Origin of the sequence: Ensifer adhaerens (assembly GCF_000697965.2) — a bacterium.
Lineage (GTDB): Bacteria > Pseudomonadota > Alphaproteobacteria > Rhizobiales > Rhizobiaceae > Ensifer > Ensifer adhaerens.
Window position 1 is genome coordinate 686,746 of sequence record NZ_CP015880.1, and the last position, 25,969, is coordinate 712,714.

Annotated in this window: 27 protein-coding genes and 1 pseudogene; 14 read left to right on the top strand and 14 right to left on the bottom strand. The window is 63.3% G+C overall.

All coding sequences use genetic code 11. The features are described from left to right. Positions 1–182: 182 nt before the first annotated feature. The 4 genes from betA to betI form a co-directional block, all read right to left on the bottom strand. Complete coding sequence (gene betA, locus FA04_RS03205) at positions 183–1,832, bottom strand: choline dehydrogenase (protein WP_034789201.1); 1,650 nt, start codon at positions 1,830–1,832, stop codon at positions 183–185. 266 nt (positions 1,833–2,098) lie between these two features. Continuing rightward, positions 2,099–3,562 carry a betaine-aldehyde dehydrogenase gene (gene betB, locus FA04_RS03210; protein WP_034789204.1) on the bottom strand — a complete coding sequence of 488 codons (1,464 nt, stop codon included), beginning with the start codon at positions 3,560–3,562 and terminating at the stop codon, positions 2,099–2,101. Between the two features lies 1 nt (position 3,563). Next, complete coding sequence (gene betC / locus FA04_RS03215; RefSeq protein ID WP_034789207.1) at positions 3,564–5,099, bottom strand: choline-sulfatase; 1,536 nt, start codon at positions 5,097–5,099, stop codon at positions 3,564–3,566. Continuing rightward, positions 5,096–5,698: a transcriptional regulator BetI gene (gene betI, locus FA04_RS03220; protein ID WP_034789209.1), complete on the bottom strand. Its 603-nt coding sequence runs from the start codon at positions 5,696–5,698 to the stop codon at positions 5,096–5,098. The genes betC and betI overlap by 4 nt, the downstream gene beginning before the upstream one ends. A 146-nt stretch (positions 5,699–5,844) precedes the next feature. On the opposite strand from betI, the gene FA04_RS03225 reads away from it, so the two are divergent. After that, entirely contained in the window at positions 5,845–6,393 is a 549-nt protein-coding gene (locus tag FA04_RS03225; RefSeq protein ID WP_034789210.1) for an HdeD family acid-resistance protein, read from the top strand. A gap of 2 nt (positions 6,394–6,395) precedes the next feature. Here the strand turns inward: FA04_RS03225 and FA04_RS03230 are convergent, their stop codons facing one another. Next, a complete protein-coding gene (locus FA04_RS03230) occupies positions 6,396–6,971 on the bottom strand; it encodes a TetR/AcrR family transcriptional regulator (RefSeq protein ID WP_034789212.1) in 576 nt (191 codons plus the stop codon). A gap of 83 nt (positions 6,972–7,054) precedes the next feature. On the opposite strand from FA04_RS03230, the gene FA04_RS03235 reads away from it, so the two are divergent. From FA04_RS03235 to FA04_RS03250, 4 genes are all read left to right on the top strand, one after another. Continuing rightward, positions 7,055–7,456, top strand: coding sequence for a hypothetical protein (locus FA04_RS03235; RefSeq protein ID WP_034789430.1), 402 nt, complete (start codon positions 7,055–7,057; stop codon positions 7,454–7,456). Positions 7,457–7,490: 34 nt separating this feature from the next. After that, positions 7,491–7,925 carry a DUF3995 domain-containing protein gene (locus FA04_RS03240; RefSeq protein ID WP_051659152.1) on the top strand — a complete coding sequence of 145 codons (435 nt, stop codon included), beginning with the start codon at positions 7,491–7,493 and terminating at the stop codon, positions 7,923–7,925. 218 nt (positions 7,926–8,143) lie between these two features. Next, positions 8,144–9,940 (top strand): GGDEF domain-containing protein, encoded by a 1,797-nt coding sequence (locus tag FA04_RS03245; RefSeq protein WP_034789215.1) that lies wholly within the window; start codon positions 8,144–8,146, stop codon positions 9,938–9,940. A gap of 95 nt (positions 9,941–10,035) precedes the next feature. Further along, a complete protein-coding gene (locus FA04_RS03250; RefSeq protein ID WP_034789217.1) occupies positions 10,036–11,034 on the top strand; it encodes an NAD(P)H-quinone oxidoreductase in 999 nt (332 codons plus the stop codon). 12 nt (positions 11,035–11,046) lie between these two features. Here FA04_RS03250 and FA04_RS03255 read toward each other — a convergent pair whose 3' ends face one another. The 3 genes and pseudogenes from FA04_RS03255 to FA04_RS03265 all read right to left on the bottom strand — a co-directional run bounded on the left by FA04_RS03255 (position 11,047) and on the right by FA04_RS03265 (position 12,662). Continuing rightward, a complete protein-coding gene (locus tag FA04_RS03255) occupies positions 11,047–11,343 on the bottom strand; it encodes a hypothetical protein (protein ID WP_034789220.1) in 297 nt (98 codons plus the stop codon). Between the two features lie 10 nt (positions 11,344–11,353). Beyond that, a complete protein-coding gene (locus FA04_RS03260) occupies positions 11,354–11,839 on the bottom strand; it encodes an NUDIX hydrolase (protein ID WP_034789222.1) in 486 nt (161 codons plus the stop codon). Between the two features lie 89 nt (positions 11,840–11,928). Next, a pseudogene (locus FA04_RS03265) lies at positions 11,929–12,662 on the bottom strand (DUF3750 domain-containing protein). 71 nt (positions 12,663–12,733) lie between these two features. Between FA04_RS03265 and FA04_RS03270 the strand changes: the two are divergent. Beyond that, positions 12,734–13,741, top strand: coding sequence for an asparaginase (locus tag FA04_RS03270; protein ID WP_034789224.1), 1,008 nt, complete (start codon positions 12,734–12,736; stop codon positions 13,739–13,741). Positions 13,742–13,804: 63 nt separating this feature from the next. On the opposite strand, the gene FA04_RS03275 is transcribed toward FA04_RS03270, so the two are convergent. Further along, positions 13,805–14,557 (bottom strand): DeoR/GlpR family DNA-binding transcription regulator, encoded by a 753-nt coding sequence (locus FA04_RS03275; RefSeq protein ID WP_034789225.1) that lies wholly within the window; start codon positions 14,555–14,557, stop codon positions 13,805–13,807. A gap of 92 nt (positions 14,558–14,649) precedes the next feature. On the opposite strand from FA04_RS03275, the gene FA04_RS03280 reads away from it, so the two are divergent. Next, positions 14,650–15,021 carry an NUDIX hydrolase gene (locus FA04_RS03280; protein WP_034789226.1) on the top strand — a complete coding sequence of 124 codons (372 nt, stop codon included), beginning with the start codon at positions 14,650–14,652 and terminating at the stop codon, positions 15,019–15,021. 256 nt (positions 15,022–15,277) lie between these two features. After that, entirely contained in the window at positions 15,278–15,898 is a 621-nt protein-coding gene (locus tag FA04_RS03285) for a glutathione S-transferase family protein (protein ID WP_034789436.1), read from the top strand. 17 nt (positions 15,899–15,915) lie between these two features. Here the strand turns inward: FA04_RS03285 and FA04_RS03290 are convergent, their stop codons facing one another. Continuing rightward, positions 15,916–16,821: a bestrophin family protein gene (locus FA04_RS03290; RefSeq protein ID WP_034789227.1), complete on the bottom strand. Its 906-nt coding sequence runs from the start codon at positions 16,819–16,821 to the stop codon at positions 15,916–15,918. Between the two features lie 165 nt (positions 16,822–16,986). Between FA04_RS03290 and FA04_RS03295 the strand changes: the two genes are divergently transcribed. Beyond that, positions 16,987–17,577 carry a dihydrofolate reductase family protein gene (locus FA04_RS03295; RefSeq protein ID WP_234798734.1) on the top strand — a complete coding sequence of 197 codons (591 nt, stop codon included), beginning with the start codon at positions 16,987–16,989 and terminating at the stop codon, positions 17,575–17,577. Here the strand turns inward: FA04_RS03295 and FA04_RS03300 are convergent. Further along, complete coding sequence (locus FA04_RS03300) at positions 17,553–17,933, bottom strand: MmcQ/YjbR family DNA-binding protein (protein ID WP_034789228.1); 381 nt, start codon at positions 17,931–17,933, stop codon at positions 17,553–17,555. The genes FA04_RS03295 and FA04_RS03300 overlap by 25 nt on opposite strands. 40 nt (positions 17,934–17,973) lie before the next feature. Further along, positions 17,974–18,168 carry a hypothetical protein gene (locus tag FA04_RS03305; RefSeq protein ID WP_034789229.1) on the bottom strand — a complete coding sequence of 65 codons (195 nt, stop codon included), beginning with the start codon at positions 18,166–18,168 and terminating at the stop codon, positions 17,974–17,976. An 89-nt stretch (positions 18,169–18,257) separates the two neighbouring features. Here FA04_RS03305 and FA04_RS03310 point away from each other — a divergent pair, with 89 nt between their 5' ends. Beyond that, positions 18,258–19,196, top strand: coding sequence for a LysR substrate-binding domain-containing protein (locus tag FA04_RS03310; RefSeq protein ID WP_034789230.1), 939 nt, complete (start codon positions 18,258–18,260; stop codon positions 19,194–19,196). Between the two features lie 28 nt (positions 19,197–19,224). Here the strand turns inward: FA04_RS03310 and FA04_RS03315 are convergent, their stop codons facing one another. After that, complete coding sequence (locus FA04_RS03315; protein ID WP_034789232.1) at positions 19,225–19,887, bottom strand: glutathione S-transferase family protein; 663 nt, start codon at positions 19,885–19,887, stop codon at positions 19,225–19,227. Between the two features lie 197 nt (positions 19,888–20,084). On the opposite strand from FA04_RS03315, the gene FA04_RS03320 reads away from it, so the two are divergent. The 4 genes from FA04_RS03320 (at position 20,085) to FA04_RS03335 (ending at position 25,384) form a co-directional block, all read left to right on the top strand. Then, positions 20,085–20,453 carry a hypothetical protein gene (locus tag FA04_RS03320; protein ID WP_060644840.1) on the top strand — a complete coding sequence of 123 codons (369 nt, stop codon included), beginning with the start codon at positions 20,085–20,087 and terminating at the stop codon, positions 20,451–20,453. Positions 20,454–20,577: 124 nt separating this feature from the next. Then, complete coding sequence (locus FA04_RS03325) at positions 20,578–21,948, top strand: PepSY-associated TM helix domain-containing protein (RefSeq protein WP_051659154.1); 1,371 nt, start codon at positions 20,578–20,580, stop codon at positions 21,946–21,948. A gap of 174 nt (positions 21,949–22,122) precedes the next feature. Continuing rightward, on the top strand, positions 22,123–24,456 hold the full coding sequence (locus FA04_RS03330) for a putative bifunctional diguanylate cyclase/phosphodiesterase (RefSeq protein WP_034789234.1): 2,334 nt from the start codon (positions 22,123–22,125) through the stop codon (positions 24,454–24,456). A gap of 139 nt (positions 24,457–24,595) precedes the next feature. After that, positions 24,596–25,384, top strand: coding sequence for a L,D-transpeptidase family protein (locus tag FA04_RS03335; protein WP_034789236.1), 789 nt, complete (start codon positions 24,596–24,598; stop codon positions 25,382–25,384). A gap of 74 nt (positions 25,385–25,458) precedes the next feature. On the opposite strand, the gene FA04_RS03340 is transcribed toward FA04_RS03335, so the two are convergent. Beyond that, positions 25,459–25,935 carry a MarR family winged helix-turn-helix transcriptional regulator gene (locus FA04_RS03340; protein WP_034789238.1) on the bottom strand — a complete coding sequence of 159 codons (477 nt, stop codon included), beginning with the start codon at positions 25,933–25,935 and terminating at the stop codon, positions 25,459–25,461. Positions 25,936–25,969: the final 34 nt, after the last annotated feature.

The window sequence follows — 25,969 nt, forward strand, 5'->3', positions numbered from 1 at the left end:
AATGGCTAGCGCGCACACGAGGCCATGATGGCATCACCGCTGCGGCGGTCCCATGCGGATCGGGCTTCGCTGTCATCTTCGTCTCCTTCATCTCAAGCACTCGAGAAGACAAGACAAGATAACACCGGCGAATGTGACATGCGGCCGTCGATCGCCGGCAAAAAAGTTCGCCTTGCCGCGAACTATCTGTCGCTGACCTGCCAGCGCGGATTGATCCACGGTTCCTGGTTCGATCTGGCGAGGGGCTGCTTGCCGAGAATGTGGTCGGCCGCCTTCTCGCCGGTCATGATCGACGGGCTGTTCAAGTTGCCGTAGGTCACGTGCGGGAAGATCGAGCTGTCGGCGACACGAAGCCCTTCGACACCGATGACGCGGGTCTCCGGATCGACCACCGCCATCGGGTCGTCCTTGGCACCCATCCGGCAGGTGCCGCAGGGGTGGTAGGCGCTTTCCAGATGCTCGCGCAGGAACGCGTCGATCTGTTCGTCCGACTGGACTTTCTCGCCCGGCTGGATCTCCGGACCGCGATAGTGGTCGAAGGCTTTCTGGCCGAAGATCTCGCGGGTGAGGCGCACGCAGTGGCGGAACTTCTCCCAGTCCTCCGGGTGGCTCATATAGTTGAAGCGGATGACGGGGTCGGCCATCGGATCGGAGGAGCGCAGCGTGACGTTGCCGCGCGACTTCGAGAGGTTGTAGCCGACATGCACCTGGAAGCCGTGGGTGTTGGCGGCCGCCTTGCCGTCGTAGCTGATCGCCACCGGCAGGAAGTGGTACTGGATATCTGGCTGCTTGACGCCGGGGGCCGAGCGCAGGAAGGCGCAGGCCTCGAACTGGTTAGAGATGCCGAGGCCCTTCTTGAAGAACAGCCACTGCGCGCCGGCAACGCCCTGCCAGAACCAGGGCAGCCAGGAATAGAGCGACACGGGCTTGGTCGAAATCTGCTGGAAATAGAACTCCATATGGTCCTGCAGGTTTGCGCCGACGCCTGGTCGGTCAACCTTCACCTCGATGCCCATGTCCTTCAGGTGCTCGGCCGGGCCGATGCCCGAGAGCATCAAGAGCTTCGGCGAATTGAACGAGGAGGCCGAGACGACGACCTCACGGTTGGCCTTGACGACCTCGATCTTGCCGCCGCGCTCGATCTCGACCCCGCTCGCTCGGCCGTTCTCGATGATGATCCGACGGGCGAAGCAACGCACGAGCGACACGTTCTGCCGCTTCATCGCCGGCTTCAGATAGGCGTTTGCCGCCGACCAGCGCCGGCCCTGCCAGACGGTCTGCTCCATCAGCCCGAAGCCTTCCTGCTTCGAGCCGTTATAGTCATCGGTGAGTTCGAAACCGGCCTGCTGGCCGGCCTCGATAAAGGCATGGAACAGCGGATTGTGGACCGGGCCGCGTTTAACGTGCAGCGGTCCGTCGGTTCCGCGCCAGCCGGCTTCGCCGCCGTGGCTGTTTTCCATGCGCTTGAAATAGGGCAGCACATCCGCATAGGCCCAGCCGCGCGCGCCGACTTCTTCCCAACGGTTGAAGTCTTCCGCATGGCCGCGCACATAGACGAGGCCGTTGATCGAGGAGGAGCCGCCGATCACCTTGCCGCGTGGCGCGGTGATGCGGCGGTTGTTGAGGTTCGGCTCAGGCTCAGACAGATAGCCCCAGTTGTAGCGCTTCATGCTCATCGGCCAGGCAAGCGCTGCTGGCATCTGGATGAACGGCCCCGCATCCGTTCCGCCATATTCCAGTACCAGGACGGTATTCTTGCCGTCTTCTGAGAGGCGATAGGCGAGCGCCGAGCCGGCGGAGCCGGAGCCGATGATGATGTAATCTGCCTGCATAAGCGTGGTCTTTCTTTTAATCGTTGCCCCTCGGCATGCCTCTCATCCGCAGTGACGGGATGCGCCGCTCATACGCACGGTGAGGGATCCGCCCCTCATCCGGCTGCCGCCACCTTCTCCCCGCAGGCGGGGAGAAGGAAAACGCGGATATGTCTTGCTCCCTCTCTGACGTCCCTATGCGTTGCCGCGTGTGGTCTGGCGAGCAGGCCTCGTCCCCTCTCCCCGCGAGCGGGGAGAGGGCTAGGGGGAGGGCCAAATCAACAATCTCAATACGGCGCCTGCACCGGTCCCATGCCGACATAGACGGTCTTCAGCTCGCTATAATGGTTGAGCGCCGCGACCGAATTCTCGCGGCCGAAGCCGGATTGCTTGGAGCCGCCGAAGGGGATTTCCACCGGGCAGAGATTGTAGGTGTTGATCCACAGCGTACCGGCCTCCAGCTGGTCGACGACGCGGTGGGCGCGCGTAATGTCGGCGGTGAAGACGCCGGCCGAAAGGCCGAATTCGGTGGCATTGGCGCGGGCGATCACCTCGGCCTCGTCGTCGAAGTCGAGCACGCACATGACAGGCCCGAAGATCTCCTCGCGGGCGATCGTCATCCCGTCGGTGACGTCGGCAAAGACGGTCGGCTGGATATAGGTGCCTTCGGCATTGACCGCATTCGGAATGCCGCCACCGGTCACCAGTCGCGCACCTTCGGCCTTGCCCTTCTCGATATAGGAGAAGACCTTGTCGCGCTGCGGCGCCGAGACCATCGGCCCGAGCTGCGTTGCCTCGTCCATCGGGTCGCCGATGACGATCGCCTCGGTGCGGGCTTTGAGCCGCGTCAGGAACTGTTCCTTGATGCCCTTGTGCACGAAGACGCGGGTGCCGTTCGAGCAGACCTGGCCGGTCGAATAGAAGTTGCCGAGCATGGCGCCGCCGATGGCGCTTTCGAGGTCGGCGTCGTCGAAGACGATCAGCGGCGACTTGCCGCCAAGCTCCATGGTGACGTGCTTGAGTTCGGCCGCTGCTGCACCCGCCACCTTCTTGCCGGTCGGGACCGAGCCTGTCAGCGATACCTTGGCGACGTCGGGATGGTTGACGAGCAGGGGCCCGGTGGTGCGATCGCCCTGGATGACATTGTAGAGGCCCTTCGGCAGGCCGGCTTCGACGAGAATTTCGGCGATCTTCAGGGCGCCGAGCGGCGTGTTTTCCGAGGGCTTGAAGACCATGGCGTTGCCGGCGGCGAGCGCCGGCGCGCCCTTCCAGCAGGCGATCTGCTGCGGATAGTTCCAGGCGCCGATCCCGACGCATACGCCAAGCGGCACGCGCTTGGTATAGGCAAAGTCGCCGCCAAGCGGGATGTAGTCGCCATTGAGCGCCGTGGCGATGACACCGCCGAAGAACTCGAAACTGTCGGCGCCGGAGGTCGGATCGGCGACGATCGTCTCCTGGATCGGCTTGCCGGTGTCGAGCGTTTCGAGCTCGGAGAGCTCGCGGTTGCGCTCGCGCATGATCTCGGCGGCGCGCTTAAGGACCCGGCCACGCGCCGTCGGGCTCATAGCCGCCCATTCCGGCTGGGCGCGCTTGGCAGCGGCAATCGCCTTTTCGACGATCGCCGGCGTTGCCGCATGCAGCCGGGCGATCACTTCGCCGGTCGCCGGGTAGATGCTCTCGATGACAGTGCCTTCGATGTCCTCGACATATTCGCCGTCGATGAAGTGCGAGGCTTGCGGTTGGGCTTTCATGTCATTCTCCCCGCGGATAGCGTTTGGATTCCTCGAGATTGTCGAGGTTCATATGGTTGCGCATGTAGCGCTCGGATGCCTTCTGCAGCGGCTGGTGATCCCAAGGGTAATAGGCGCCGTTCCGGAGCGCCTCGTAGACCACCCAGCGCCGGGCCTGGCTTTCACGCACGGCCGCATCGAAGGCCGCCATGTCCCAATGGGCGGCGCACATGTCCTGGAACGCCTGCAGGGTTGCCGCCTGTACCGGCGTTTCGGGCTTGGCAGCGAGGTTTGTCAGTTCCAGCGGATCCGCTTCGAGATCGTAGAGCTGGTCGGGATCGAGCGCACAGTGGATGTATTTCCATTTGCCTTCGCGGATGGCGACCAGCGGCGCGTAGGAGGCTTCCGCCGCATATTCCATCAGCACCGGCTCTGAGCGCTCCTCGCCGTTGATCATGGGCACCAGGCTGATGCCATCGGTCCAGGGCTTGACCTCGTCCAGGGAGATGCCGGCGAGATCGGCGAGCGTCGGCGTCACGTCGAGATTGGAGGTCGGCGCCAGATGCAGGCCGGGCGTCACACCCGGTCCGGCGACCATCAGCGGCACGCGGGCCGACCCCTCGAAGAAGTTCATCTTGAACCACAGGCCGCGCTCGCCAAGCATATCGCCGTGATCCGAGCAGAAGAGGATCAGCGTGTCGTCGAGCATGCGGGTGCGCGTCAACGTATCCAGAAGTTCGCCGACCTTTTCGTCAAGATAGGAAATGTTGGCGAAATAGGCGCGGCGCGAGCGGCGGATGTTGTCTTCCGTCAGGTCAAAATTGACGTAGTCGCAGGAATGCATGATGCGCTTGGAATGCGGATCCTGCCGGTCGTCCGGCAGCATGCCGACCTCGGGCAACAGATGCTCGCAATCCTCGTAGAGGTCCCAGAACTTCTTTCGCGCCACGTAAGGGTCGTGCGGGTGGGTGAACGAGACCGTCAGGCACCAGGGGCGGCGCTCCGCGTCATCGTTTTCGCGCGACAGCTGGTAGAGCTTCTGGTTGGCAAGGAAGGCGACCTCGTCGTCATATTCCATCTGGTTGGTGATCTCGGCGACGCCGGCGCCGGTGACCGAGCCGAGATTGTGGTACCACCAGTCGATGCGCTCGCCGGGTTTGCGATAGTCCGGCGTCCAGCCGAAATCGGCCGGGTAGATGTCGGTCGTCAGCCGTTCCTCGAAGCCGTGCAGTTGGTCCGGGCCGACGAAATGCATCTTGCCCGACAGCGCCGTGTAGTAGCCGGCGCGGCGCAGGTGGTGTGCATAGGTCGGGATCGACGACTGGTACTCGGCGGCGTTGTCGTAGACGCGGGTGCGGCTCGGCAGTTGCCCGGCCATGAACGAGGCGCGGGCAGGGGCGCAGAGCGGCGACGAGGTGTAATTGTTGCGGAACCGGGCCGAGCGGGCGGCGAGTGCCTTCAGGTGCGGCGCATGCAGGAACGCGGCCGGTCCGTCGGGAAAGAACTTTCCGTTCAGCTGGTCGACCATGATGATCAGGATGTTCGGTCTTGCGGTCATGCGGCCGTTCCCTGGTATGTGAGCCGATCGATGTGCGAGGTGACATAGTCTTCGGTAAGTGCGATCGAAGCTTCGATGCTGATCGGCGCGGAGCGCAGACTCTGGCGGATATAGAGCCCGTCGATCATCGCAGCTGCGCCTTCGGCAATGCGTTCCGCGTCATCATCGGCACAAAGCGTCTTGAGGCTCGCCAGCAGATTGGATCGCAGGCGCCGGGCATAGACGACGAGCAGCCGCCGCACCTCTTCCGAGCGCTGCGCTTCCGAGTAAAAGGCAAGCCAGGCGGCGATCGTATCGGGGGCGAACTGGCTTGCCTGGAAGGAGACGCGGATGAGCGCGCTCAGCCTTTCGCGCGGGCCTGCCACGGTGCGGAGCGCCGTCACCGTGTCGTCGCGCAATTGCCTTAGAAGGCTGCGGATGGTCTCGATCAGCAATTGTTCCTTGCTGCCGAAATAGTGGTGGGCAAGGGCAGGGGAAACGCCGGCGTGGCGGGCGATCTCGGACATGGTGACGGCAAGCGTGCCCTGGTCGCCGATCACGCGCAGCGCTGCGTCGACCAGCGCCTTGCGGCGCACCGGTTCCATCCCGACCTTCGGCATCCGTCTCTCCCTTGACGATGATCAGTCTATTTTTGATTGACTCATCAATCAATAAAAATCGACTGTGTTTTCACTTTCCTTTTGTGCAGAAATCCGGCTCAATCCCCGCGTTAGCGATCTCGCGTTGCAAAGGACTGGAGGTTGAGATGACCCACGCATTCGATCGAGCCGACAAGTCAGCGGTTGCCGGTAAATGGGGGTGGTTCGTCGCCCTCGGCGTGCTGTTGATCATGTGCGGCGGCCTTGCCTTCGGCAATCTGCTGATGGCGACGGTCGCGTCCGTCTATTATGTCGGGATCATCATGCTGGTCGGCGGGCTGTTCAACCTCGCCCACGCCTTTCAGGTAAAGGGCTGGGACAGCGTGCTCTACTGGGGCCTGAGCGGCGCCTGCTATACGATCGCCGGCCTTTTTGCCTTCATCAATCCCGTGCTCGCCTCGTCCTTCCTCACCTTTATCATGGCGATCGCCTTGATCGTCGCGGGTTGCTTCCGCATCTGGGTTGGCCTGAAGCTCAGGCCGCTGCAGGGCTGGGGCTGGGTTGCACTCGGCGGTCTGGTCACGCTTGTGGCCGGCCTGATCATCGCTGCCGGCTGGCCGGTCAACAGCCTCTGGATCCTCGGCCTGTTTCTCGCCGTCGACCTCGTCATGCAGGGCTTGTCGCTGATCGCCTTCGGCGTTCTGGCCAAGGGCTGAGTTTAGCGCGAGGTTCTGCTGCCGAGCAGCGCCTCGAGCAGCCGGAGCAGATCGCCGCGAAGATCAGCAAGACCGTTTGCAGCGAGCGCCTCAAGTCCGATCAGCGCGCCGTAGAGCGCGCTGGCGCCGCTGCGACTCTCACTTGACGAAAATCCGCAATGACCGAGCAGGTCGGCAATGTAGCCAAGGCGGCGTTCGTCGACGGACTTAAGGGTCATGGCGGCCATGGTGTCGAAGCGCGCCCATTCGCGGACCGCGCCGTCCGTCAGCAAGCCGCCATAGGGAAGGCTGCGTTCGTCGGTCGCGGCATGCACCAACAACCGCAATCGCTCCTGCGCCGTTACTTCCACGGCTTCGATTTCCGCGATGATCGCGTCTGTCGCTTCGCGCGCCCAATGGGCTAGCATCTTTGCCTTCAGATCCGGCACATCCTTGAAATGCCAGTAGAAGGAGCCCTTGCTCACCTTCAGGTCGCGGGCGATCGCCTCGGCCCGGATCGCCTGCACGCCGCCGGTCGTCAGTGCGCGGAAGGCGGCCTTGATCCAATCATCGCTCGTGAGGGTACTTTTTGTCGTCATAGCCTTCCATACGTCACCGTATTGACTGATGCAACCAGGTCGCGTACATACGCTGCCGTATGGTGAAGATTGGAGGCGAAGGCATGAGCAAATGGCTTCTGGCAGCGGGCATCCTGTCCCTGGCGACAACGGGCATTCATCTCTTTGCCGGCGGGCCGGAGGTGCATGTGCCTTTGCTTGCAAGCAGCCCCTCGGCGCTGCTTAAAACCTATGTCTCGCTTCTCTGGCACGCGACGAGCGCCATCCTCCTGATCAACAGTATCACCCTGCTGTTTGCCGCCGTGAACGGGCGTTACCGTGCGCCGCTGGCCGCTGCGGTGATCGTGCAATATCTCGCCTATGCGGTGCTCTTCATCGGCTACGGGCTTGCCCATCTCGGTTCTCTCTCGACCACGCCGCAATGGGCGGCCTTTCTCCTCATGGCCGCGCTCGCGGCGATCGGCGTGCGGTCGGGCAAAGGGTCTCCGTCAACCGTGACCGCTTGAGGCGGTCCGCCCACAGGCAAGCAAGGAACCCATCATGTTGGCGGCAATCGCGATCCTGCTTTTCCTCGTTCTTTCCGGTATCGCCGGGCTGCATGCCTACTGGGCGTTCGGCGGACTTTGGCCCTGTGACGACGAAGAAACGCTTGTCCGCACGGTGGTCGGCACGAAGCACCGGTCGGCGATGCCGCCGGTCTGGCTGACGCTGGTCGTCGTCGTACTCCTCTTTGCGGCGGCGCTCCTGCCATTGTCCGTGACGCCCGTCTTTGCAGGGCTTTTGCCGCCGATCCTCGGCCATGGCGGCCTTGCCGGGCTTGCCGCCATCTTCGTCGCCCGTGGCCTCCTGGCCTTCACCACCGCGTTCCACCAACGCCACGGCACGGAGCCCTTCGTGACGCTCGACCGTCGCATCTACGGTCCGCTCTGCCTGGTCATCGGTGCCGGATACCTGACATTGCTCGTTCTCGTCTGAACCATCCTGGCGCGACGGTCAGGATGGGGCAGACGCCGACCGATCGCAGGACTTGCTCATGAAACTACTGATTTCATTAGAGTGTTTGCATCTGATTGGCGCAGTTGCGGCTGTCACATAGCTTTCATCAAAGCTTCATAATGGGGAAAGACTTCGTTGACGCTTGCTGGCCATGCTGCCGGCGTTCGACCGTCCGTCCCATATTTCTGGAGCCCGGCATGTCCGCCGCCCCCGCCGAAATTCTCTCGTTGCGCCGGTTCGGCGACGACCAGATCGTAACGCTCGCCAAGTTGGTGATCGAAACCGCCTTCCAGCCGATCGCAGAAGCGGCGACCGGCACCGTCTTCGGCTACGAATCCCTGATGCGCGGCTTTCAGAAACTCGGCTTTGCCTCGCCGCTGGAGCTGCTCGACAAGGCGGAAGAAGAAGGGCAGCTGCTGGCGCTCGAACACATGATCAACAGTCGCGCCGTCGCCGGCTTTGCGACGCTGCCCGATCATTCCGCACGCACGCTGTTCCTCAACTTCGACTCACGCCTCGTTGGCGGTGAAGGCGACATCGTCGAACGCCTCGTCAACCACTTGAAGCGCGCCAATATCGCCCCGTCGTCACTCTGTTTCGAGCTTTCCGAGCGCTTCGATGGCGGCAAGATGCCGGATTTCTCGGCCCTCGTGCGTGATCTCCGGCTTGCCGGTTTCAAGCTGGCGATTGACGATTTCGGCGCCGGCTTCAACGGGCTGAAGCTGCTCTGCGACCAGCCGGTCGACTATGTGAAGATCGACAGACACTTCGTCTCGGGCATCGAGGCCGATGCCCGCAAGCGCCATCTCGTCCGCCACACGGTCAACACCGCCCATGTGCTCGGCACGCGGGTGATTGCCGAAGGTGTGGAGACGGAGGCGGAGTTTCTGACCTGTCGCGACCTCGGCTGCGATCTGGTGCAGGGTTATTACGTCGCCCGGCCGACGACGCATCTGAGCGAACTTCTGCCTGCCTATCCGCATCTCGACCAGAGCGTCGCCAGCCGGCGGTCCTCGTCGACGCTGGACGGCATCCTGATCCGCAAGCAGATCGAGCAACTGCCGACCGTTCGCGAAAGTGACGAACTCGATTCCGTCTTCGATCTCTTCCGGCGCAATCCGCGCCAGGGATTCTTCCCGGTCCTGAACGCCAATGGCGAGCCGCGCGGCATCCTGCACGAGTATCACGTCAAGGAGCTGATCTATCACCCTTTCGGCCGCGATCTCCTGAAGAACCGGATCTACCAGCGGCGGATTTCGCACTTCGCCAGCCCGGCGCCGATTGCCGATCTCGACACGCCGGCGGATGAAATGCTGAAAATCTTCGCCGGCATGGACGGCAGCGATTGCCTGATCCTGACGGAGAACATGCGCTACGCCGGCACGCTCTCGGCCTCGTCGCTCTTGAAGATTATCAACGAAAAACAATTGAAGATGGCGCAGGAGCAGAATCCGCTGACGGGTCTGCCCGGCAACCGCGCCATCCGCGACTATGTCCAGGACGCGATCCTCGACGGCGATCATGCGCGTTACTTCTGCTATTGCGATTTCGACGACTTCAAGCCCTTCAACGATACCTACGGTTTCCAGAAGGGCGATCTCGCGATCACGCTCTTTGCCGCCCTGCTGCGCCGCCATTTCATCGGCGAGGAGAAATTCCTCGGCCATGTCGGCGGCGACGACTTCTTCGTCGGTGTCAGCGGCTGTTCGGTCGAGGAGCTGGAAGCGGTGCTGAACCGCCTGCTCGACGATTTTCGCTCCGACGTAGGCCAGCTCTATTCGCCAGAGCATCAGGCGGAGGGCCGCATCAGCGGCTACGGCCGTGACGGCTCGGCGAAGGATTTTCCGCTGATGCGCTGCTCGATCGCCGTCCTTGGGCTGCCCGAAGGCTTTGTTTTCTCCGACGCCCAGGCCGTCAGCGCCCGAATCGCCGAGATCAAGTCGCGCGCCAAGGCGAGCGATACCGGTCTTGTCATGGATGCACTCGGCGGCTGAGCTGCGCTTTCGACGGCCGGTCGTTCGACAATCAGCCTTTTCGCCTCGCGTTTCCGGCGCTACCTATGCGCCTTGAGAATTCGCGAGGTAGTGCCATGTCTCTTCCATTGGAAATGCAATTCGTTGACCTTCCAGCCCCGGGCGGGCCTGAAAACATGGTGCTCGCGAAGGGGCCGTTGCCAGAGCTCAAGCCGGGCGACATCCTCGTTCGGGTGGAGGCGGCGGGCATCAACCGTCCCGACGTTTTGCAGCGCAAGGGCGACTATCCGCCGCCGCCGGGCGCAAGCCCGATCCTCGGCCTGGAAGTGGCGGGCGAAGTCGTGGCGCTCGGCGAGGGGGCTCAAGGGTTCCGGATCGGCGACAAGGTCTGTGCGCTCGCCAATGGCGGCGGCTATGCGGAATATACGGCGGTGCCCGCGACCCAGGTGCTCGCCTGGCCTAGGGGCTATGACGCCGTGAAGGCGGCCGCCCTGCCGGAAACTTTCTTCACCGTCTGGGCCAATGTCTTCGATATGGCCGGGCTGAAAGCGGGCGAAACCATCCTCATCCACGGCGGCTCCAGCGGCATCGGCACGACGGCGATCCAGCTCGCCAAGGCCTTCGGCGCCGAGGTCTTCGTCACTGCCGGCAGCACCGAGAAATGCCGCGCCTGCGAAGCGCTCGGCGCCAAGCGGGCGATCAACTATCGCGACGAGGATTTCAAGACGGTCGTTCTCGAAGAGACCGGCGGGCGTGGCGTCGATGTCATTCTCGACATGGTCGGCGCCCGCTATTTCGACCGCAACATCGGTTCGCTCGCCAAGGACGGCCGTCTGTCGATCATCGCCTTCCTCGGCGGCGCCAAGGTTGAAGGGGCGAACATCGCGCCGATCCTGACCAAGCGGCTGCATGTCATGGGCTCGGCCTTACGTCCGCGCACGGCGGCGGAAAAGCAGGCGATCCGCGACGGTCTGGTTGAGAAGGTCTGGCCGCTGCTGGAAGCGGGCAAGGTCGCGCCGGTCATCCATTCCGTCCTGCCCTTCAGCGCGGTCGCCGACGGCCATCGCCAGATGGAGCAGGGCGACCATGTCGGCAAGATCATCATGTCCCTGTGATCGGAACGATCGTCAGGCCTGTGATCGGCGGCGAAGAGGAAAACGATCTTCGACCATCGTCGCCCTTGTAATCGCTGATGGATCGCTTACCTTCAAATCATCAGCAACGAACAGAAAGGAAGGTGGTCCAATGTCTAATGAGATTTCGGTCTTGGTGAAGGGCATGGAAGAGGTGAAGGTGTCGAGGCAGCCCTCGGCATAATCCCCGCCTTCCTTCGGGTCTGAAAGCCCGGGCCAGTCATACGGCCAAAACTCATGGAAGGGTCGCCTCGCGCGGCCCTTTTCCATTTTTAGCACTTGGCTCAGCATCAAGCCTCGCCTAACCGGCCGATCCGACCGGCGCCGTTTCCTGGATCAGCAGCCAAGGGTTCGGTTCGTTGTCGACGAACTCGTCCCGGATATGCTTCAGCACTTTCCTTTGCCCGGCAAAGGGCACCATGCGGAGCGCTTCGTCAAAGCTCACCCAGCGAAACGCGCTGTGTTCGGCATTGAGCCGGACCGTGGCGCCCTTGGCTGCAAAGCCGACGAAGACGGGCAGCAGGCTGATGGCATTGCGGTCGGCCTCGTAAAACTGCTCGCAGATGTCGGCGGAATAGAAGCGGTCGGGCCGCAGGCCCGTTTCCTCCTCGACTTCGCGCAGGCCCGCCTGCCAGGCCGTTTCATTCGCTTCGATCGCGCCGGCGACTTGGCACCAGGTTCCCGCAAGTGTTCCGGTGCGCTTGAGAAGGAGAACCTCGAAGGTGCTCCCAGCCGGGCGGAGAACGACAACCGAAACAGCAAAGCTCCTGATCGGTATTTCATGCATGCGGGCGCGTCCTCCTGATTCGACCGGCGCACCATGCAATGCAAATCACCGGCGCTCAACCTAAGCGATGGCCCGTCAAGCCTGGACCATCATATGCCGATGCGTCCGATCGCCGGAACCTTGATGCCGGGATTGGCGAAGTCGAAACCGGCGACAAGGCCGAAGAAATGCAGCTCGAGGCCGCTGCGAACACCCGCCGAGATACCGGCCAGGCCATAGAGCGTCGCGTGCAGGTCGCGCCCGTCGGCATCGATCTGGAACAGCTTTCCCTCCGGCAGATAGTCGCGGCCGACTGCGTCCGGCGGCAGCACGGCGCCGAGTTCCGGTACGGTTCGCAGCACGTGGGCGACGAAGGTGTTGGAGTTCGGGCCGGGCCAGATCCGGTAGCCGCCAGGCGAAGCGTAAGGGTAGCTGGCGATCGCCGCCTCGATCTTCGGGATCAGCCGCGTGGCGTCAGCGCCGGTCACCGAGACGACCAGCCGCGGCTCATTCGAGTACCAGCGTGCATCCGCCGGATAGCCGTTCTTGCGGATCGGTTTGCCCCAGCCGACCTTGTCGTAGCGATCGTAGGTGGCAGCGCCCTCATTCTTGGTCACGATCCAGGCGTGGCTCGCGACAGCACCCTTCATGCCGTGGTCGCCGAGAACACGTAGATCGCCGCGTCCGCGCTTTCCGTTGCCTTCGGCAGGATCCCGGCCGAGGACCAATCGGCGTCGCGCCAGCTTTGCGGCCGGTCCTGCATGTACCACCAGCCGGCCGAGGCCAACGCCGGCAGCAGGTAAATGACGAGAAAAGCAGCGGCCAGCCTGCGGGCGAATTTCATGAAAACTCCGTTCCTTGCCGGTAAAATCCTGCTAAATGCACGGAGCAATTTCGGATATTTGAGGGCAAGGCATGTCAAATCCCGTTCTCGTCGAAGTTACCCGCGGAAACCTCGTCGAAAGCCGCCACCGCGGCGTGGTCATTGCCGTCGACGGCGACGGCCGGACCGTCTTCTCTCTGGGCGAAACCGACAGCGCCGTCTTCCCGCGCTCGGCCTGCAAGGCGATGCAGGCGCTGCCGCTGATGGAAAGCGGCGCGGCCGACGCCTACGGCTTCGGCAACCGGGAACTGGCGCTTGCTTGTTCGTCCCATTCCGGTGAGCCGGAACATGTGGAACTGGCCGCCAAGATGCTGGCCGCCGCAGGCCGCGATGTCTCGGCGCTCGAATGCGGCGCCCATTGGTCGTCCGACCAGAAGACCTTGATCGGCCAGGCCCGCAGCCTGGAAGCGCCGACGGCGCTGCACAACAATTGCTCCGGCAAACATTCCGGCTTCATCTGTGCCTGCTGCCATTCGGGCACGGAGGTGAAGGGTTATGTCGGCTACGACCATCCGCTGCAGCGCGAAATCCGCGGCGCTATGGAAAGCCTGACGGGTGCGATCCTTGCCAAGGACAATTGCGGCGTCGACGGCTGCTCGATCCCGACCTATGCGGTGCCGCTGAAGGGGCTCGCACACGGTTTCGCGAAGATGGCGACCGGCGTCGGCCTTGAAGCCGAGCGCGCCCGCGTCTCGCGGCGGCTGATCGAGGCCTGCATGGCCGAGCCCTTTTTCGTTGCTGGCACCAAGCGCGCCTGCACGCGGCTGATGAAGACGGCGCCCGGCCGCATCTTTGCCAAGACCGGGGCGGAAGGTGTGTTCTGCGCCGCCATTCCGGAAAAAGGCATCGCGATCGCTTTGAAGTGCGAAGATGGTACGACCCGGGCTGCCGAAGCCATGGTCGCGGCAACGCTTGCCCGCTTCTTCAGGGACGAGCCCGAGCTGCACGCGGCGCTGATGGCGCAGGCCAACCATTCCATGCACAACTGGAACGGCATCCATGTCGGCGACGTCAGAGTGACCGACGCTTTCGCCGCCTGAACTGTGGCGGGCCATCTCGGCCCGCTCACTTTCCCGACGTTCCGCTGTCGGCGCAGTGCGCCATCAAGCGCCGATGATCGCAATGTCCGTGCCGTCATAAGGGGCGAGCATGTCGTCGCTGATCTCGTTGGGAACGATGAAGCCCGAGAGCTCAGGGATCGCGGCCACGTGGTGCGGCGAGACCGCATCGAATTTTTCCACCGTTGCGAGCACGTAGGTTTCCGCGGCCTGGCCGAGGATCGCCCGCTTGACGGCCGCCTCCTCGAAGTCGCCGGTTGAAACACCGTGGGCCGGGTGAATGGCGGTGACGCCGAGGAAGAACAGGTCGGCTCGGATGCCGGCAATCGCTGCAAGCGCTGCTGCTCCCGTCGCGACCATCGAATGCTTGTAGAGCCGCCCGCCGATCAGGATAACCTCCGCTTCGTGGCGCTCGAGTTCGGCGGCGATCGTCGGGCTGTGGGTGACGACGGTCAGCCGCATGTCGCGCGGCATCGCCCGGGCAATCTCTGCATTGCTGGTGCCGCCATCGAGAAAGATTGTCTGACCGGCTTCGATCATCGCAGCCGCCTTTTGTCCGAGCCGGCGTTTGACGTCGCCGGCGATCTCCTGACGCGCCGCAAAGTTGGGCAGCGGCGGCACCAGAGGCAGCGCGCCGCCGTGCACGCGCTTCAGCAGTCCCTCCGCCGCCATTTCGCGCAGGTCGCGCCGGATCGTGTCCTCGGACAGGTTCAACTCGTCAGCCATGCGCTTGGCAACGACCTCGCCGTCTCGCGCCAGTCGCGCCGAAATCAAAGCCCGCCTCTGTATCGTCAGCATGAAATGTCTCCTTGACTCTTCACGATATTGCACGAAATATCACGATTATTCCAGAATAATCTGGATCGTTCATAGCATCTCGGGAGAGAAAAATGCTGATCTTGATCGCAGGCCCCTATCGTTCGGGAACCGGGGACGACCCGGCGAAAATGGCCGCCAACCTGAAGCGGCTGGAAGAGCCGTCCTATGCGCTGTTCAAGGCAGGCCACGTGCCGATGATCGGCGAGTGGATGGCGCTGCCGGTCTGGCATGCGGCTGGCGGCGCACGGATCGGCGACGATCTCTATGAGGAGATTTTTCATCCTGTGGCGGGCCGGTTGCTGGCGCTTTGCGAGGCGGTTCTGCGCCTGCCGGGCGACAGCAAGGGGGCCGATAACGACGTGCGCATTGCCCGCGAGCGCGGCATTCCCGTCTATTATCGCCTGGAGGACGTACCCGGCTGCAGCGAGCCGCTGGTCGCGTGAACGCGCAGGCCCGGCAGTTGTAGCCTGCCGGGCCCCCCTAAACGCGGACGGCAGCGATCTGCGGCGCCTTGCCACTTCTGCTTGTCAATCGGGGTGACTTCCTTTCTTCTGCAGCCGGTCTTTGCTTTGGAGCGACACGGCAGGAAGCGCGCGGTTCTCCGCTCGCATGCCGCTTCTATCCATGGAATTGACAGAGCCGGTTCGGTCCATCGACATCACGTCAACCGGTCCGCATGATCGCAGAGGAGAGCTCAAAGTGTTGAAACTGTTCTACGCCCCCGCAACCTGTTCACTGGCTTCGCATATCGCGCTGGAAGAAGCGGGCGCCGAATACGAGGCGCGCCGTGTCGATTTTTCGACAGCCGAGCAGACCAAACCCGACTATCTCGCGGTGAACCCGAAGGCGCGGGTCCCAGCGCTCGTGACCGACAGGGGCGTCATCACCGAAACGCCGGCGATCCTGACCTACATCGCGCAGGCCTTTCCAGCTGCGAAGCTCGCTCCGGCGAACGACGCCTTCGCCTTCGCGCAGTTGCAGTCGTTTCTGAATTACCTCTGCTCGACGGTGCATATTGCCCACGCCCACGGCCGCCGTGGCGCACGCTGGGCCGACGATCCGGCCGCGCATGAGGCGATGAAGGCCAAGGTCGCCTCCAACATGACCGCCTGCTACGAACTGATCGAAAGCAAGATGTTCGAAGGGCCGTTCGTTTTTGGCGACAGCTATTCGATCGCCGATCCCTATCTCTTCACCGTCGCCGGCTGGATCGAGCCGGACGGTGTGGATCCCGCGCGCTTCCCAAAAATCGTCGATCACCGCAACCGCATGACGGCACGTCCGGCCGTCGCCCGGGTGCTGGCGATGCTGAAGGTCTGACGCCTCGGCAGTTGCGGCTACATCAGGATGTAGTTCTTCGGCTGCGGCAGAGGCGGAAGGTTGGTCTCGCCCAGCGCCTCGCGCAGGTTGATTTCGATGGTCTCGGCAAGCGCAACGATCGGCAAGTCGTTCGGCAACACGCCGAACGGCTCCTCCAGTTCGTCGCCGAGCGCGTCGAGGCCGAAGAAGGTGTATGCGACAAGCGCGGTGACGAAGGGCGTCGCCCAGCCGAGCGCATCGGCAAAGCCGAAGGGCAGCAGAAAGCAGAAGAGATAGGCGGTGCGGTGCAGGAGCAGCGTATAGCCGAACGGCACGGGGGTGTTGCGGATCCGCTCGCAGGCCGCAAGCATGGCCGACATCTTGCCGAGCGTGCCATCCAGCTGCGCCCACTGAAAGTCGCTGATCGTGCCGGTTCCGTGCAGTCCGGCGAGAATGCCGCCCATTTCGCGCAGCAGAAAGTCCGGTCCGTTGCGGCTTGCCTTGTAGCCGGCAACGAGATCTGTCGGCAGCCGCGCTAGCGGTCTGCCGACATCGCTTCCCGGCCGCAGATGGCAGACCAGCGCGTGGCCAAAGGCGATCGTGATGTCGAGCAGGCGCTGCCGCTCGGTTCCGGCAAGGATCAGCGTCTGGCGGGCGAGGTCGCGTGCGGTGAAGATCAACTGTCCCCAGGCCTTCCGCGCCTCCCACCAGCGGTCGTAGCAGGCATTGTTGCGGAAGCCGAGAAACACGGAGAGCGCGATGCCGAGCAACGCGAAGGGGCCGCTGCTGACGCTCGGCACCAGGCCGGGATCGACGCGGTGCGCCCAGACGACGAAGGCGGAGAGCGCAAAGACGAACAGCACTTGCGGAAAGATCCGCTGGATGACCGAACCCCGGAGGATGAAGAAGAGTTTCAAAAGGGTGGGGCGGTTGCGAACGATCATGGAAATACCTGTCCGGCTGTTCGCTTAACCGGTATAGGCGCCGGCTTGGAAATGGAAGAGCCGTCCGTTCGGCGACGTCCCTCGCGTAACCAGGATTATTTTGCCTGGGATGTCGGGCTTCCTGTCTGCCGCGCGTCCTTGGCGTGTAACGCCGACAGGGAGACAATGATGATGCGCAAGGTGGTTGCAGGCATGCAGATGTCCATCGACGGTCTGATCGACGGGCCGGATGGCTATACGGACTGGGTCGATTCCTGGTCGGATACGTTCGACCTCCTGCCCGAGATCGACGCCTGCGTCCTCGGGAACGGCATGTATTCGGGCTACGAGCAGTATTGGAGCGCGATCAAGCGCGACCCGCATGCGCCGCTGGAGTTCACCGGCCAGTTGCCGACGCCCGAAGAAATCGAATATGCGGACTTTGCGCTTGGCACGCCGCATTATGTCCTCTCGAAAACCCGTTCCGACGTCGAATGGGAAAACGCCAGGATCGTGCGCGACGTCTCCGAAATCGAGACGCTCAGGCAGGCGCCGGGCCGCACTATCTATGTCGTCGGCGGCGCGCGCACGGTGTCGAGCCTGATGGACCACGGCCTGATCGACGAACTGCGTCTCACCATCCACCCGCTCGTGGTCGGCAAGGGCAAGGCGCTGTTCGACACAGTGGCGGAGCGCCATCATGTGCAGCTCGATAACGTGAAGCGACTGGATGGTGGCAAGGTCTGCCTGGTCTACAAGGTCGGCGGCGGAGCCTGACCTGGCTCGAGGAAGCTCGCGGCGAGCCGCCTTGGCGCCTTCTCGCGCCAGGCGGCAACCAGCCGCCCGGTTAGGCTTTGGTCGTCGATTTCCGAAAGCCGCACCAGCATAGCGGGCCAGCCCTTGTAGTGATCCGTTTGAAAGTAGAGCCCCGGGTCGAGCTCCAGCAGCATTTCCTTTTCTTCGAGCGCGCACATGACGACCAGCGTCTCGCCATCCTTCATGCGCACAAAACTCTTGTCTTTCACCAGCAGCGCCGGCGTACCGTAGGACGTGCCGATCGTCACTTCGGGCAGGCCTGCGGCCTCCGCCAGCCTGACGACACGGATGAAGTTGCGCTCGAGATCGTCGCTCATCCGGCCAGCATATCATAGTGCAGCTTCAAAGCCGCAGGTCCTAGAGGCGGCTGCCGGTGCACTCCGCCGTGCGTGGCCACGGCCAACCCGGGAAGGGCAGGTCACCGAGTTCGCGCCCATCCATCCGTTCGAGATCCGGATGCTGCAGCGGATCGCGCGCCCAGGCGAGCGGCGCATCGTCCTTTCGGTCGTCGGATGTTTTGAGCGGCGTCAGTTTCGAGAGAAGCCTAAACATGGCGGACCATCCTTTCGATGCTTGGATGATCCGCCTGTCCTGTCATCTTTTCAATTGAGAATGGCAGAGATCGTGTTTAGAAAAACTATATGAGAGATCTGAACACGGTACATTTGAACGGGCTGCGCGCCGTCGAGGCTGCCGGCAGGCTGGGATCGCTGGCCGCCGCGGCGGACGAATTGGGCGTGACCCCTGGCGCCGTCAGCCAGCAGATTGCCAAGGCGGAGGCCCAGCTCGGCCGCGTGTTGTTCGAGCGCACCCCGCGCGGCCTCCTGCCCACCGATTTCGGCGAGCGCTTCCTCGCGCGCATCAGCAACGCCTTTCACGAGCTGGCAGAGGCCGTGGCTTCAGCGCGCCGCCGCGACGAGTCGGTGCTGACCATCTCGGTCGCGCCGGTCTTTGCCGCCCGCTGGCTGGTCTATCGGCTCAACCGTTTTGCCGAACGCCATCCCGACATTCGCCTGCGCATCGACGCGACGACAAAGCTCGTCAATCTCGACACGTCGGATGTGGATGTCGGCATTCGCGTTGGTACGGGCGAGTGGCCGGGCGTGAAATCCGAGCCGCTGTTGCAGCAGGAGGTTTTTCCGGTCTGTTCGCCGGCCATGGCCGAAGGGCTTCGGAAGCCTGCAGATATTCTAAAACTGCCCGCTGTTATCGACGGCCATTCGATGTTCAGCTGGGAGGTGTGGCTCCGCGAAGTCGGGCTCTCGGGCGCGGAAGTGAACGTGCGCCACACATTCAACGAGGCGTCGCTGGTGCTCGACGCCGCGATCTCCGGGCAGGGGGTGATGCTCGCCTGGCAGACACTCGCCGGCTTTGCGATCGCGCAGGGCAGCCTTGTGGTACCGTTCGGCATCCGGGTGCCGACGGGCTTCGGCCACTACTTCGTCAGCGCGCCGTCACGGCGCGAAAGCAAGGCCGCCAAGGCGTTCAAGCGCTGGGTTCGTGATGAGGTGGAGGAGGGCATGCGCCTGCTCGACATCAAGGCGCCGCGCGTTCGCTTCGACGCGGCGACCATGGGCTGATCGCAGGGAGGCCCCCCTTATTGACCGCTCAGTCCGCCAGTTCTTTCAGGCGTTCTTCCATCATCGCCTTGAAGGCCGGGCGGGCATGGCAACGGGCAAGCCAGGCCGAAACCCGCGGATGCTTGTCGAACAGCTGCGTCTGGCTCATGGCGTAGCGGAAGACCTCCGCAAGATTGAGGTCGGCGACGGTGAAGCGATCGCCGACGAGATAGTCGCGTCCGTCGAGGTGGCTTTCCATGCGGGCAAAGACCTTGTCGAGCGACGTCACGCATCTGGCGATCATCGCCTTGCCTTCATCCGTGTTCTCGGCGCCGTAGTCGTAGGTCAGGATGATCTCTACGGTGTGCGGCTCAACCTCGGTCGCCGCCCACATCGTCCAGTTGCCGATCAAGCCTTCCTCGGCGATATCGGCAGGCGCCAGTGGGCCGCCATACTTGCGCGCGAGATAGAGATTGTTGGCAAGCGATTCCGTCAGCACCACGCCATCATCCTCGATCGCCGGGATCAGCCCCATCGGATTGACGGCGAGGAAGGCGAGCGACTTGGTGTTGATCGGCGCATCAGCAGCCAACGGATCGGCGACGCGGCGTGCCTGGATGACCGGTACCGATTGGAAATGGATGCCGAGTTCCCGCGCCATCCAGTAATTGCGCGATGCGCGCGAGCGATAAACCCCATAGATCGTCAGCATGCCGTGTTCCTCCCGTCCTGCGTTGTCGCCTGTCTTAGGCAAGCATCGGGAGTGACGGAAGCGGGCGGCGCTGATAGCACACATGAAATCTTTTGATGGTCCGTGCGGCGCTTTGCCGACTTGCGTTTGCGGTCGCAGATCTTTAGCTGTCGCCCGTCGATTTGGGGATGCATTTGGCAGGGCTTTTAGGGGATCGGTTGACGAACTTGGCGGCGCGCATGCTTTGCGCGCTGGTTCTCGTCGTTTCGGCCTTGATCCAGCAACCGGCCGCCGCCATGCCGCGGTCGCCGGATGCTATCGCCTACGTCCTCCCGGATGGCAGCCTTGCCGATCTTTGCCTCTCTGGCCACGACGATCCCGATGGAAAAGGTGGCACGAAGGGCCACGGCTGCCAGTCCTGCTGCTTGGTTGCGCCCGCCGACCTGCCGGCGCCTTACCCGATCGTCTTGCCGTCGCAAGCCCGCGCGCGCCCGCTTTCCGTTCCAGCCGGCGATTTCGGTTTCGTTCGCTCGGTGCTCTTAACCGGAGCGGGGCCAAGGGCGCCACCAACGGTTTTCTCCACCTGATACGCGCTTGAACGACAGCTGATTGGCCTTGCGGCGTCCATCTTCGACGCGCATTGCCGTGATCGGCGGTCGTCCCGATCACCAAGAGGCGAAGCCGTGCAAACGGTCCTTCCCGGAGAAAACCATGACAACCGCATCCTTCACCAATGCCGTGGACAGCTCCGCGGCCACAGAGCGCGGCATCTCGCTCTACCGTGCCATCTGGCGCTGGCACTTCTTTGCCGGCCTGCTCGTCATCCCCTTCATGATCAGCCTGGCGCTGACCGGGGGGCTTTATCTGTTCAACGACGAGATCGACGATACCGTCTTTGCCTACCGCAACGTCGTGGCAGCGGGCGCCGAACGGATGTCGCCCTCGGCGATCGTCGCGACGGCGGTGGAGTCCGTGCCGGGCAGCGTTGCCGTCTCCTATCGCACGCCGGCCGGCGTGGATCGCTCCGCACGCGTCACTGTCGGCATCGGCAAAGCGCGCATGCTGGTCTTCGTCGATCCCTACACCGGCTCGATCCTCGACCGGGTCGCGCCATCGGAGGAGTTCAACCAGGTGGTTGAGGACCTGCACAGCCTCGACTATTTCGGCAAGTCGGTCGAAACAATCATCGAGATCGTTGCGGGCTTTGCCATCCTGTTGGTCTTCACCGGCATCTATCTCTGGTGGCCGCGCCAGCAGACCGGCGGTGTGTTGACCGTGCGCGGCACGCCGGCACGCCGGGTGTTCTGGCGCGATCTCCATGCGGTGACCGGTATCGGCGCCGGCCTGCTGATCGTCTTTCTCGCCTTCTCCGGGCTTCTGTGGTCCGGCTATTGGGGTGCAACGGTCAACGGCAAGCTGACGGCGATGGGGCTCGGCTATCCGGCAGCGCTTTGGGATGAGGTCCCGACCTCCAGCAAGGTGTCGACCGACGTGTTGCCCAGGGCCAATTGGCTGATGGAAAACGCGCCGGTTCCGGCGTCCAGCGGTGGCGCCGACGAGCCGGTCGGGATCGATCGCGCCGTCGCGATCGCGGATGCTGAGGGCATGCTGCCCGGCTACGAGCTCGCGATCCCGCTCGACGAGACTGCCGTCTATACGGCCGCCATCTTTCCCGCCGACCTTGCGCGCGAGCGCACGATCCATATCGATCAATATTCCGGGAAGCCTCTCGTCGACATTTCCTTTGGCGATTACCCGGCGTTCGGAAAGGCCATCGAATGGAGCATCAACGTGCACAAGGGGCAGGAATGGGGGCGCGTCAACCAGCTCCTGATGCTGGCCGCCTGCATTTCCATCGTGCTCGTTTCCCTTTCCGCCGTCATCATGTGGTGGAAGCGGCGCCCGGCGGGACGCATCGGCGTGCCCCCGATGCCGCCGCGGCGCAGCGTCTATGTGGGCTTGTGGCTCATGGCCATTGTCTTCGGGCTGGCGTTTCCGTTGACGGGCATCTCGATCGTCGTCATGGTGATCGTCGATCAATTGCTGATGCGCGTTGCACCGGTGCGCCGACGGTTGTCCTGAACGGACATTAAGGGGTGGCGTCATCCACCCCTTCTATCGCCTCTTGCAACTTGACCGTTGCAACCTCTACACGATTTTTCTACAGTTATTTAGGAAGAGCTAACTCTTGCTCGTCTAACGTGAAGTGGGGAAAGATCGACCAGCGACGCGGCGAAGAGCGTCGGGAGGCCTTGCTTGGCGAAGAACACGTCCCGCAATCCGCGATATGCCGCTCTCAATGCCGGCGGCAACGCGGAAACGCGCCGCCTGATCGACGCCAGCAATCGGCTGGCCGAGGAGGTCGCGCGCATCTTTCCGAGCGAACCCGATATCGCCGATCGCCACTACTGGTTGGAGACCATTATCAACCACGTGCCGGACTACATCTACGCCAAGGATGTGGAGGGGCGGTTCCTGATCGCCAATCAGGTGACGGTTGCCGACAACGGGCTCGAAGCCATGAAGGATATCGTCGGCAAGACCGATTTCGATCTCCATCCGCCGCAGATGGCCAAGGCGATTGCCGACATCGAGCGTCGCGTCATCGAAACCGGCGAGCCGATCTTCGGCATCGAGGAACGGGCCATCGTCAGCAAGGGCCGCGATCGCTGGCTGATGACCTCCAAGGTGCCGCTGCGCAACAAGAGCGGCAAGATCGTCGGCATCGTCGGCGTTTCGCGTGACATTTCCGACCGCAAGGCGGCCGAGCGGCTGCTCGAAGGGCAGGCGCGCCTGCTTGAGATGATCGCCAACGGCCGGCCGCTCGACGCCTTCTTCCGCGACATGATCCTGTTGATCGAAGCCTTGATGCCGGGCATCAAGGGCTCGGTGCTGCTGCTGTCGCCCGATGGCCGCTATCTCTTCCACGGCGCAGCGCCAAGCCTCGACGAGGCCTATTGCGCGACCATCCACGGCGTCGAGATCGGCCCGCGCATGGGCTCCTGCGGCACGGCCGCCTGGCGCGGCGAGCAGGTGATCGTCTCGGATATTCAGGTCGATCCGCTCTGGGACGATTATCGCGAGCTGGTGCTTCCCTACGGCTTCCGCTCCTGTTGGTCGACCCCGATCCATTCGCGCGAGCGCAAGGTGCTCGGCACCTTCGCGCTCTATTCCGATGTCGTCGGCGTGCCCGACGACGGACAAAAGGAACTGATCGCCATGGCGGCGCATCTCGCCGGCATCGCGATCGAGCGCAAGCAGGCGGAAGATCGCATCAGCTTCATGGCGCACCACGACGCGCTGACCGGTCTGCCCAACCGCGCACAGTTCGAGGAACAGGTCGCCGAGGCGCTGGAAGCCCTGCGCGGCAGCGGCCAGTGGGCGGTGCTCGCCTTCCTCGATCTCGACAATTTCAAGCTGGTCAACGATACGCTCGGCCACGCCGCCGGCGACGAACTCTTGAAGGTCACGGCCTCGCGCATGCGCGCTTCGGTGCGCAAGTCCGACATGGTCGTGCGGGTCGGCGGCGATGAATTCATCCTGCTTTTGAACGGGCTTCCCTGCGAGCGCGATATCGTGCTGGCTCGGCTCGAGGATATCCGGCGAGCGATCGCCGCGCCGATGCAGATCGAGGGCCGCAGCCTGCAGGTCACCTGCAGCATGGGGGTCGCCTGTTTTCCCAATCAGGGCAAGACGGTCGGCGAACTGCTCGCCAATGCCGACATGGCGATGTACCGGGCCAAGGAGCTCGGCCGCAACAACCTGCAGGTCTTCACCGAAGAGATGGCCGCCAAGGCGCATGAGAAGCTCAAGCAGCAGGAGGAGCTGCGCCAGGCGCTCGCGCGGCAAGAGTTCTTCCTGCAGTTCCAGCCGCAGATGAATCTGGCGACTGGCCGCGTTTTCGCGGCCGAAGCGTTGCTGCGCTGGCGCCACCCCGAACGCGGCACGGTCTCGCCGGCGGCGTTCATTCCGCTCGCCGAGGAAACCGGGCTGATCGTGCCGATCGGCGACTGGGTGCTGCGCGCGGCCTGCCGCCAGGCCAGGGCCTGGCAGGATGAGGGCCTGCCGCCGCTGATCATCAGCGTCAACGTTTCGGCGCGCCAGTTCCGTGAGCGCAACTGGGCCGCCCATGTCGCGGCAATTCTCACAGAGACCGGGCTTGACCCGTTCCGCCTCGAACTGGAACTGACCGAGAGCCTGATCATGCAGGATGTCCCTGGCGCGATCGCCACCATGCACGAGCTGCAGGCGATCGGGGTGCACCTGGCGATCGATGATTTCGGCACCGGCTATTCGAGCTTGAGCGCGCTCAAACGCTTCCCGGTGCGCCGACTGAAGATCGACCGGTCCTTCGTCGCCGACATTCCGACGGATCTCGACGACAACGCGATCACCGCCGCGATCATTTCGCTTGCGCGGAACCTCGGCCTTCGTGTCATTGCCGAGGGTGTGGAAAACCAGGCCCAGGTGGAATTCCTGCGCCAGAGCGGTTGCGACGAAATCCAGGGCTACTTCTTCAGCCGGCCGCTCTCGGCTCCGGATTTCGAGGCGCTGATGCTGCAGCCGCGGTTCAGTATCCACAGCGTTTGAGCCCTGCCACCCTCGCGACGCAAGCTTCGTTCCAGCCGTAAATGCAAGCATCGCCCCAATCCGTGGGGGCTGTGCGTAGCACTTCGTTAAGCAAATTCATGCAGCACTCCTCATGCCGCACTCAAGCCCCCAGAGTTCGATGTCCTCTTCAGTCCTTTTCTCCCGTCGCCAGTTTCTTCGCTCGTCCGGCGTGGCGCTCGCCTCCGCCGGTCTTGCGAGCTGCACTTCGTCGATGAACACGGATGTCTTTCGCTATGAGACGGCGCCGGTGTTCCGCAATCCAGCGGTCGAGGGACGGTTTACCGATCCGCGCGCCGAAGGCATCTATGAAAGGCAGGATGGCCCAGGGCCAGTTCCAACCGGTCTTCCGCCGCAGGGCCTCTATGTCTCGGACATCTATGCCTCTGTGAGCGACAGTGGCTATCAGGTGCCGGAAATTCCCTATCGCCAGATCGACGCGCGCTTCTACCGCCAGGAGGTCAGCGATCCCTTCGGCGAGCAGCCGGGCACGATCGTCGTCGATACCGGTGACCGCTACCTCTATCTGATCCAGCCGGGTGGCCGGGCGCTGCGTTACGGCGTCGGCCTCGGTCGCGAGGGTTTTGCCTGGTCGGGTCGCGGCGTCATCCAGTGGAAACAGAAGTGGCCGCGCTGGACCCCGCCGGACAGCATGGTCGCCCGCCAGCCACAGCTAAAGCCCTATTCGGCCCAGAACGGCGGCATGGCCCCAGGCCTCAACAATCCGCTTGGTTCGCGCGCGCTCTACATCTTCCAGAACGGCCAGGACACGCTTTACCGTGTTCACGGCACGCCGGAATGGAAGTCGATCGGCAAGGCGGTCTCGTCGGGCTGCGTGCGCATGCTCAACCAGGATGTCATGGATCTCTACGATCGCGTCCGCGGCAAGGCGCCGATCCTCGTTATCTGATGACGGGCAGGGACGGATATCCGCCCCTCACGTTTCCGCACAGCACCCACCGCGTCGAGCGGAAGGCGGGTCGGTCAATCCTCGCCGGGGCCGGCATTGAGCTGCCGCGTCAACTGATGCAGCGTTTCGCGAATGTCTTCTGCTTGCTTCAGGCTGCATCCCGAGGCCTTGCTGATGCCGATCAGGATGCCGAAGGCCTCGTTTTTCAGGTGCTGGCCCTCGTCCGTCAGCCGCACGATCACCTGACGTTCGTCGCTCGGGTCGCGCTGGCGACCGACATAACCGGCTGCCTCCAGGCGCTTGAGAAGCGGCGACAACGTGCCTGAATCCAGACCGATCTCCTCGCCGATCCGCTTGACCGTCATCTCGTCCTGTTGCCAGAGCGCCAGGAGCACGAGATATTGGGGATAGGTGAGGCCGAAACGATCGAGCAGCGGCTTGTAGGCGCGGTTGAATGCATGGGCCGCAGAATAGACCGCAAAACACAGCTGCTTGCCGAGCGCGAGTGCTTCCTCGGGAATGTTGTCGCTATGTGCCGCCTTGTTCGCCATGCGCCATTGTCGCAAAAAGACGCTCGAAATGCAA

Bases quoted from the DNA above. Each gene is read 5' to 3' on its own strand.
- betA (WP_034789201.1), bottom strand. From the start codon at position 1,832: ATGCAGGCAGATTACATCATCATCGGCTCCGGCTCCGCCGGCTCGGCG.
- betB (WP_034789204.1), bottom strand. From the start codon at position 3,562: ATGAAAGCCCAACCGCAAGCCTCGCACTTCATCGACGGCGAATATGTC.
- betC (WP_034789207.1), bottom strand. From the start codon at position 5,099: ATGACCGCAAGACCGAACATCCTGATCATCATGGTCGACCAGCTGAAC.
- betI (WP_034789209.1), bottom strand. From the start codon at position 5,698: ATGCCGAAGGTCGGGATGGAACCGGTGCGCCGCAAGGCGCTGGTCGAC.
- FA04_RS03225 (WP_034789210.1), top strand. From the start codon at position 5,845: ATGACCCACGCATTCGATCGAGCCGACAAGTCAGCGGTTGCCGGTAAA.
- FA04_RS03230 (WP_034789212.1), bottom strand. From the start codon at position 6,971: ATGACGACAAAAAGTACCCTCACGAGCGATGATTGGATCAAGGCCGCC.
- FA04_RS03235 (WP_034789430.1), top strand. From the start codon at position 7,055: ATGAGCAAATGGCTTCTGGCAGCGGGCATCCTGTCCCTGGCGACAACG.
- FA04_RS03240 (WP_051659152.1), top strand. From the start codon at position 7,491: ATGTTGGCGGCAATCGCGATCCTGCTTTTCCTCGTTCTTTCCGGTATC.
- FA04_RS03245 (WP_034789215.1), top strand. From the start codon at position 8,144: ATGTCCGCCGCCCCCGCCGAAATTCTCTCGTTGCGCCGGTTCGGCGAC.
- FA04_RS03250 (WP_034789217.1), top strand. From the start codon at position 10,036: ATGTCTCTTCCATTGGAAATGCAATTCGTTGACCTTCCAGCCCCGGGC.
- FA04_RS03255 (WP_034789220.1), bottom strand. From the start codon at position 11,343: ATGCTGAGCCAAGTGCTAAAAATGGAAAAGGGCCGCGCGAGGCGACCC.
- FA04_RS03260 (WP_034789222.1), bottom strand. From the start codon at position 11,839: ATGCATGAAATACCGATCAGGAGCTTTGCTGTTTCGGTTGTCGTTCTC.
- FA04_RS03270 (WP_034789224.1), top strand. From the start codon at position 12,734: ATGTCAAATCCCGTTCTCGTCGAAGTTACCCGCGGAAACCTCGTCGAA.
- FA04_RS03275 (WP_034789225.1), bottom strand. From the start codon at position 14,557: ATGCTGACGATACAGAGGCGGGCTTTGATTTCGGCGCGACTGGCGCGA.
- FA04_RS03280 (WP_034789226.1), top strand. From the start codon at position 14,650: ATGCTGATCTTGATCGCAGGCCCCTATCGTTCGGGAACCGGGGACGAC.
- FA04_RS03290 (WP_034789227.1), bottom strand. From the start codon at position 16,821: ATGATCGTTCGCAACCGCCCCACCCTTTTGAAACTCTTCTTCATCCTC.
- FA04_RS03295 (WP_234798734.1), top strand. From the start codon at position 16,987: ATGATGATGCGCAAGGTGGTTGCAGGCATGCAGATGTCCATCGACGGT.
- FA04_RS03300 (WP_034789228.1), bottom strand. From the start codon at position 17,933: ATGAGCGACGATCTCGAGCGCAACTTCATCCGTGTCGTCAGGCTGGCG.
- FA04_RS03305 (WP_034789229.1), bottom strand. From the start codon at position 18,168: ATGTTTAGGCTTCTCTCGAAACTGACGCCGCTCAAAACATCCGACGAC.
- FA04_RS03310 (WP_034789230.1), top strand. From the start codon at position 18,258: ATGAGAGATCTGAACACGGTACATTTGAACGGGCTGCGCGCCGTCGAG.
- FA04_RS03315 (WP_034789232.1), bottom strand. From the start codon at position 19,887: ATGCTGACGATCTATGGGGTTTATCGCTCGCGCGCATCGCGCAATTAC.
- FA04_RS03325 (WP_051659154.1), top strand. From the start codon at position 20,578: ATGACAACCGCATCCTTCACCAATGCCGTGGACAGCTCCGCGGCCACA.
- FA04_RS03335 (WP_034789236.1), top strand. From the start codon at position 24,596: ATGTCCTCTTCAGTCCTTTTCTCCCGTCGCCAGTTTCTTCGCTCGTCC.
- FA04_RS03340 (WP_034789238.1), bottom strand. From the start codon at position 25,935: ATGGCGAACAAGGCGGCACATAGCGACAACATTCCCGAGGAAGCACTC.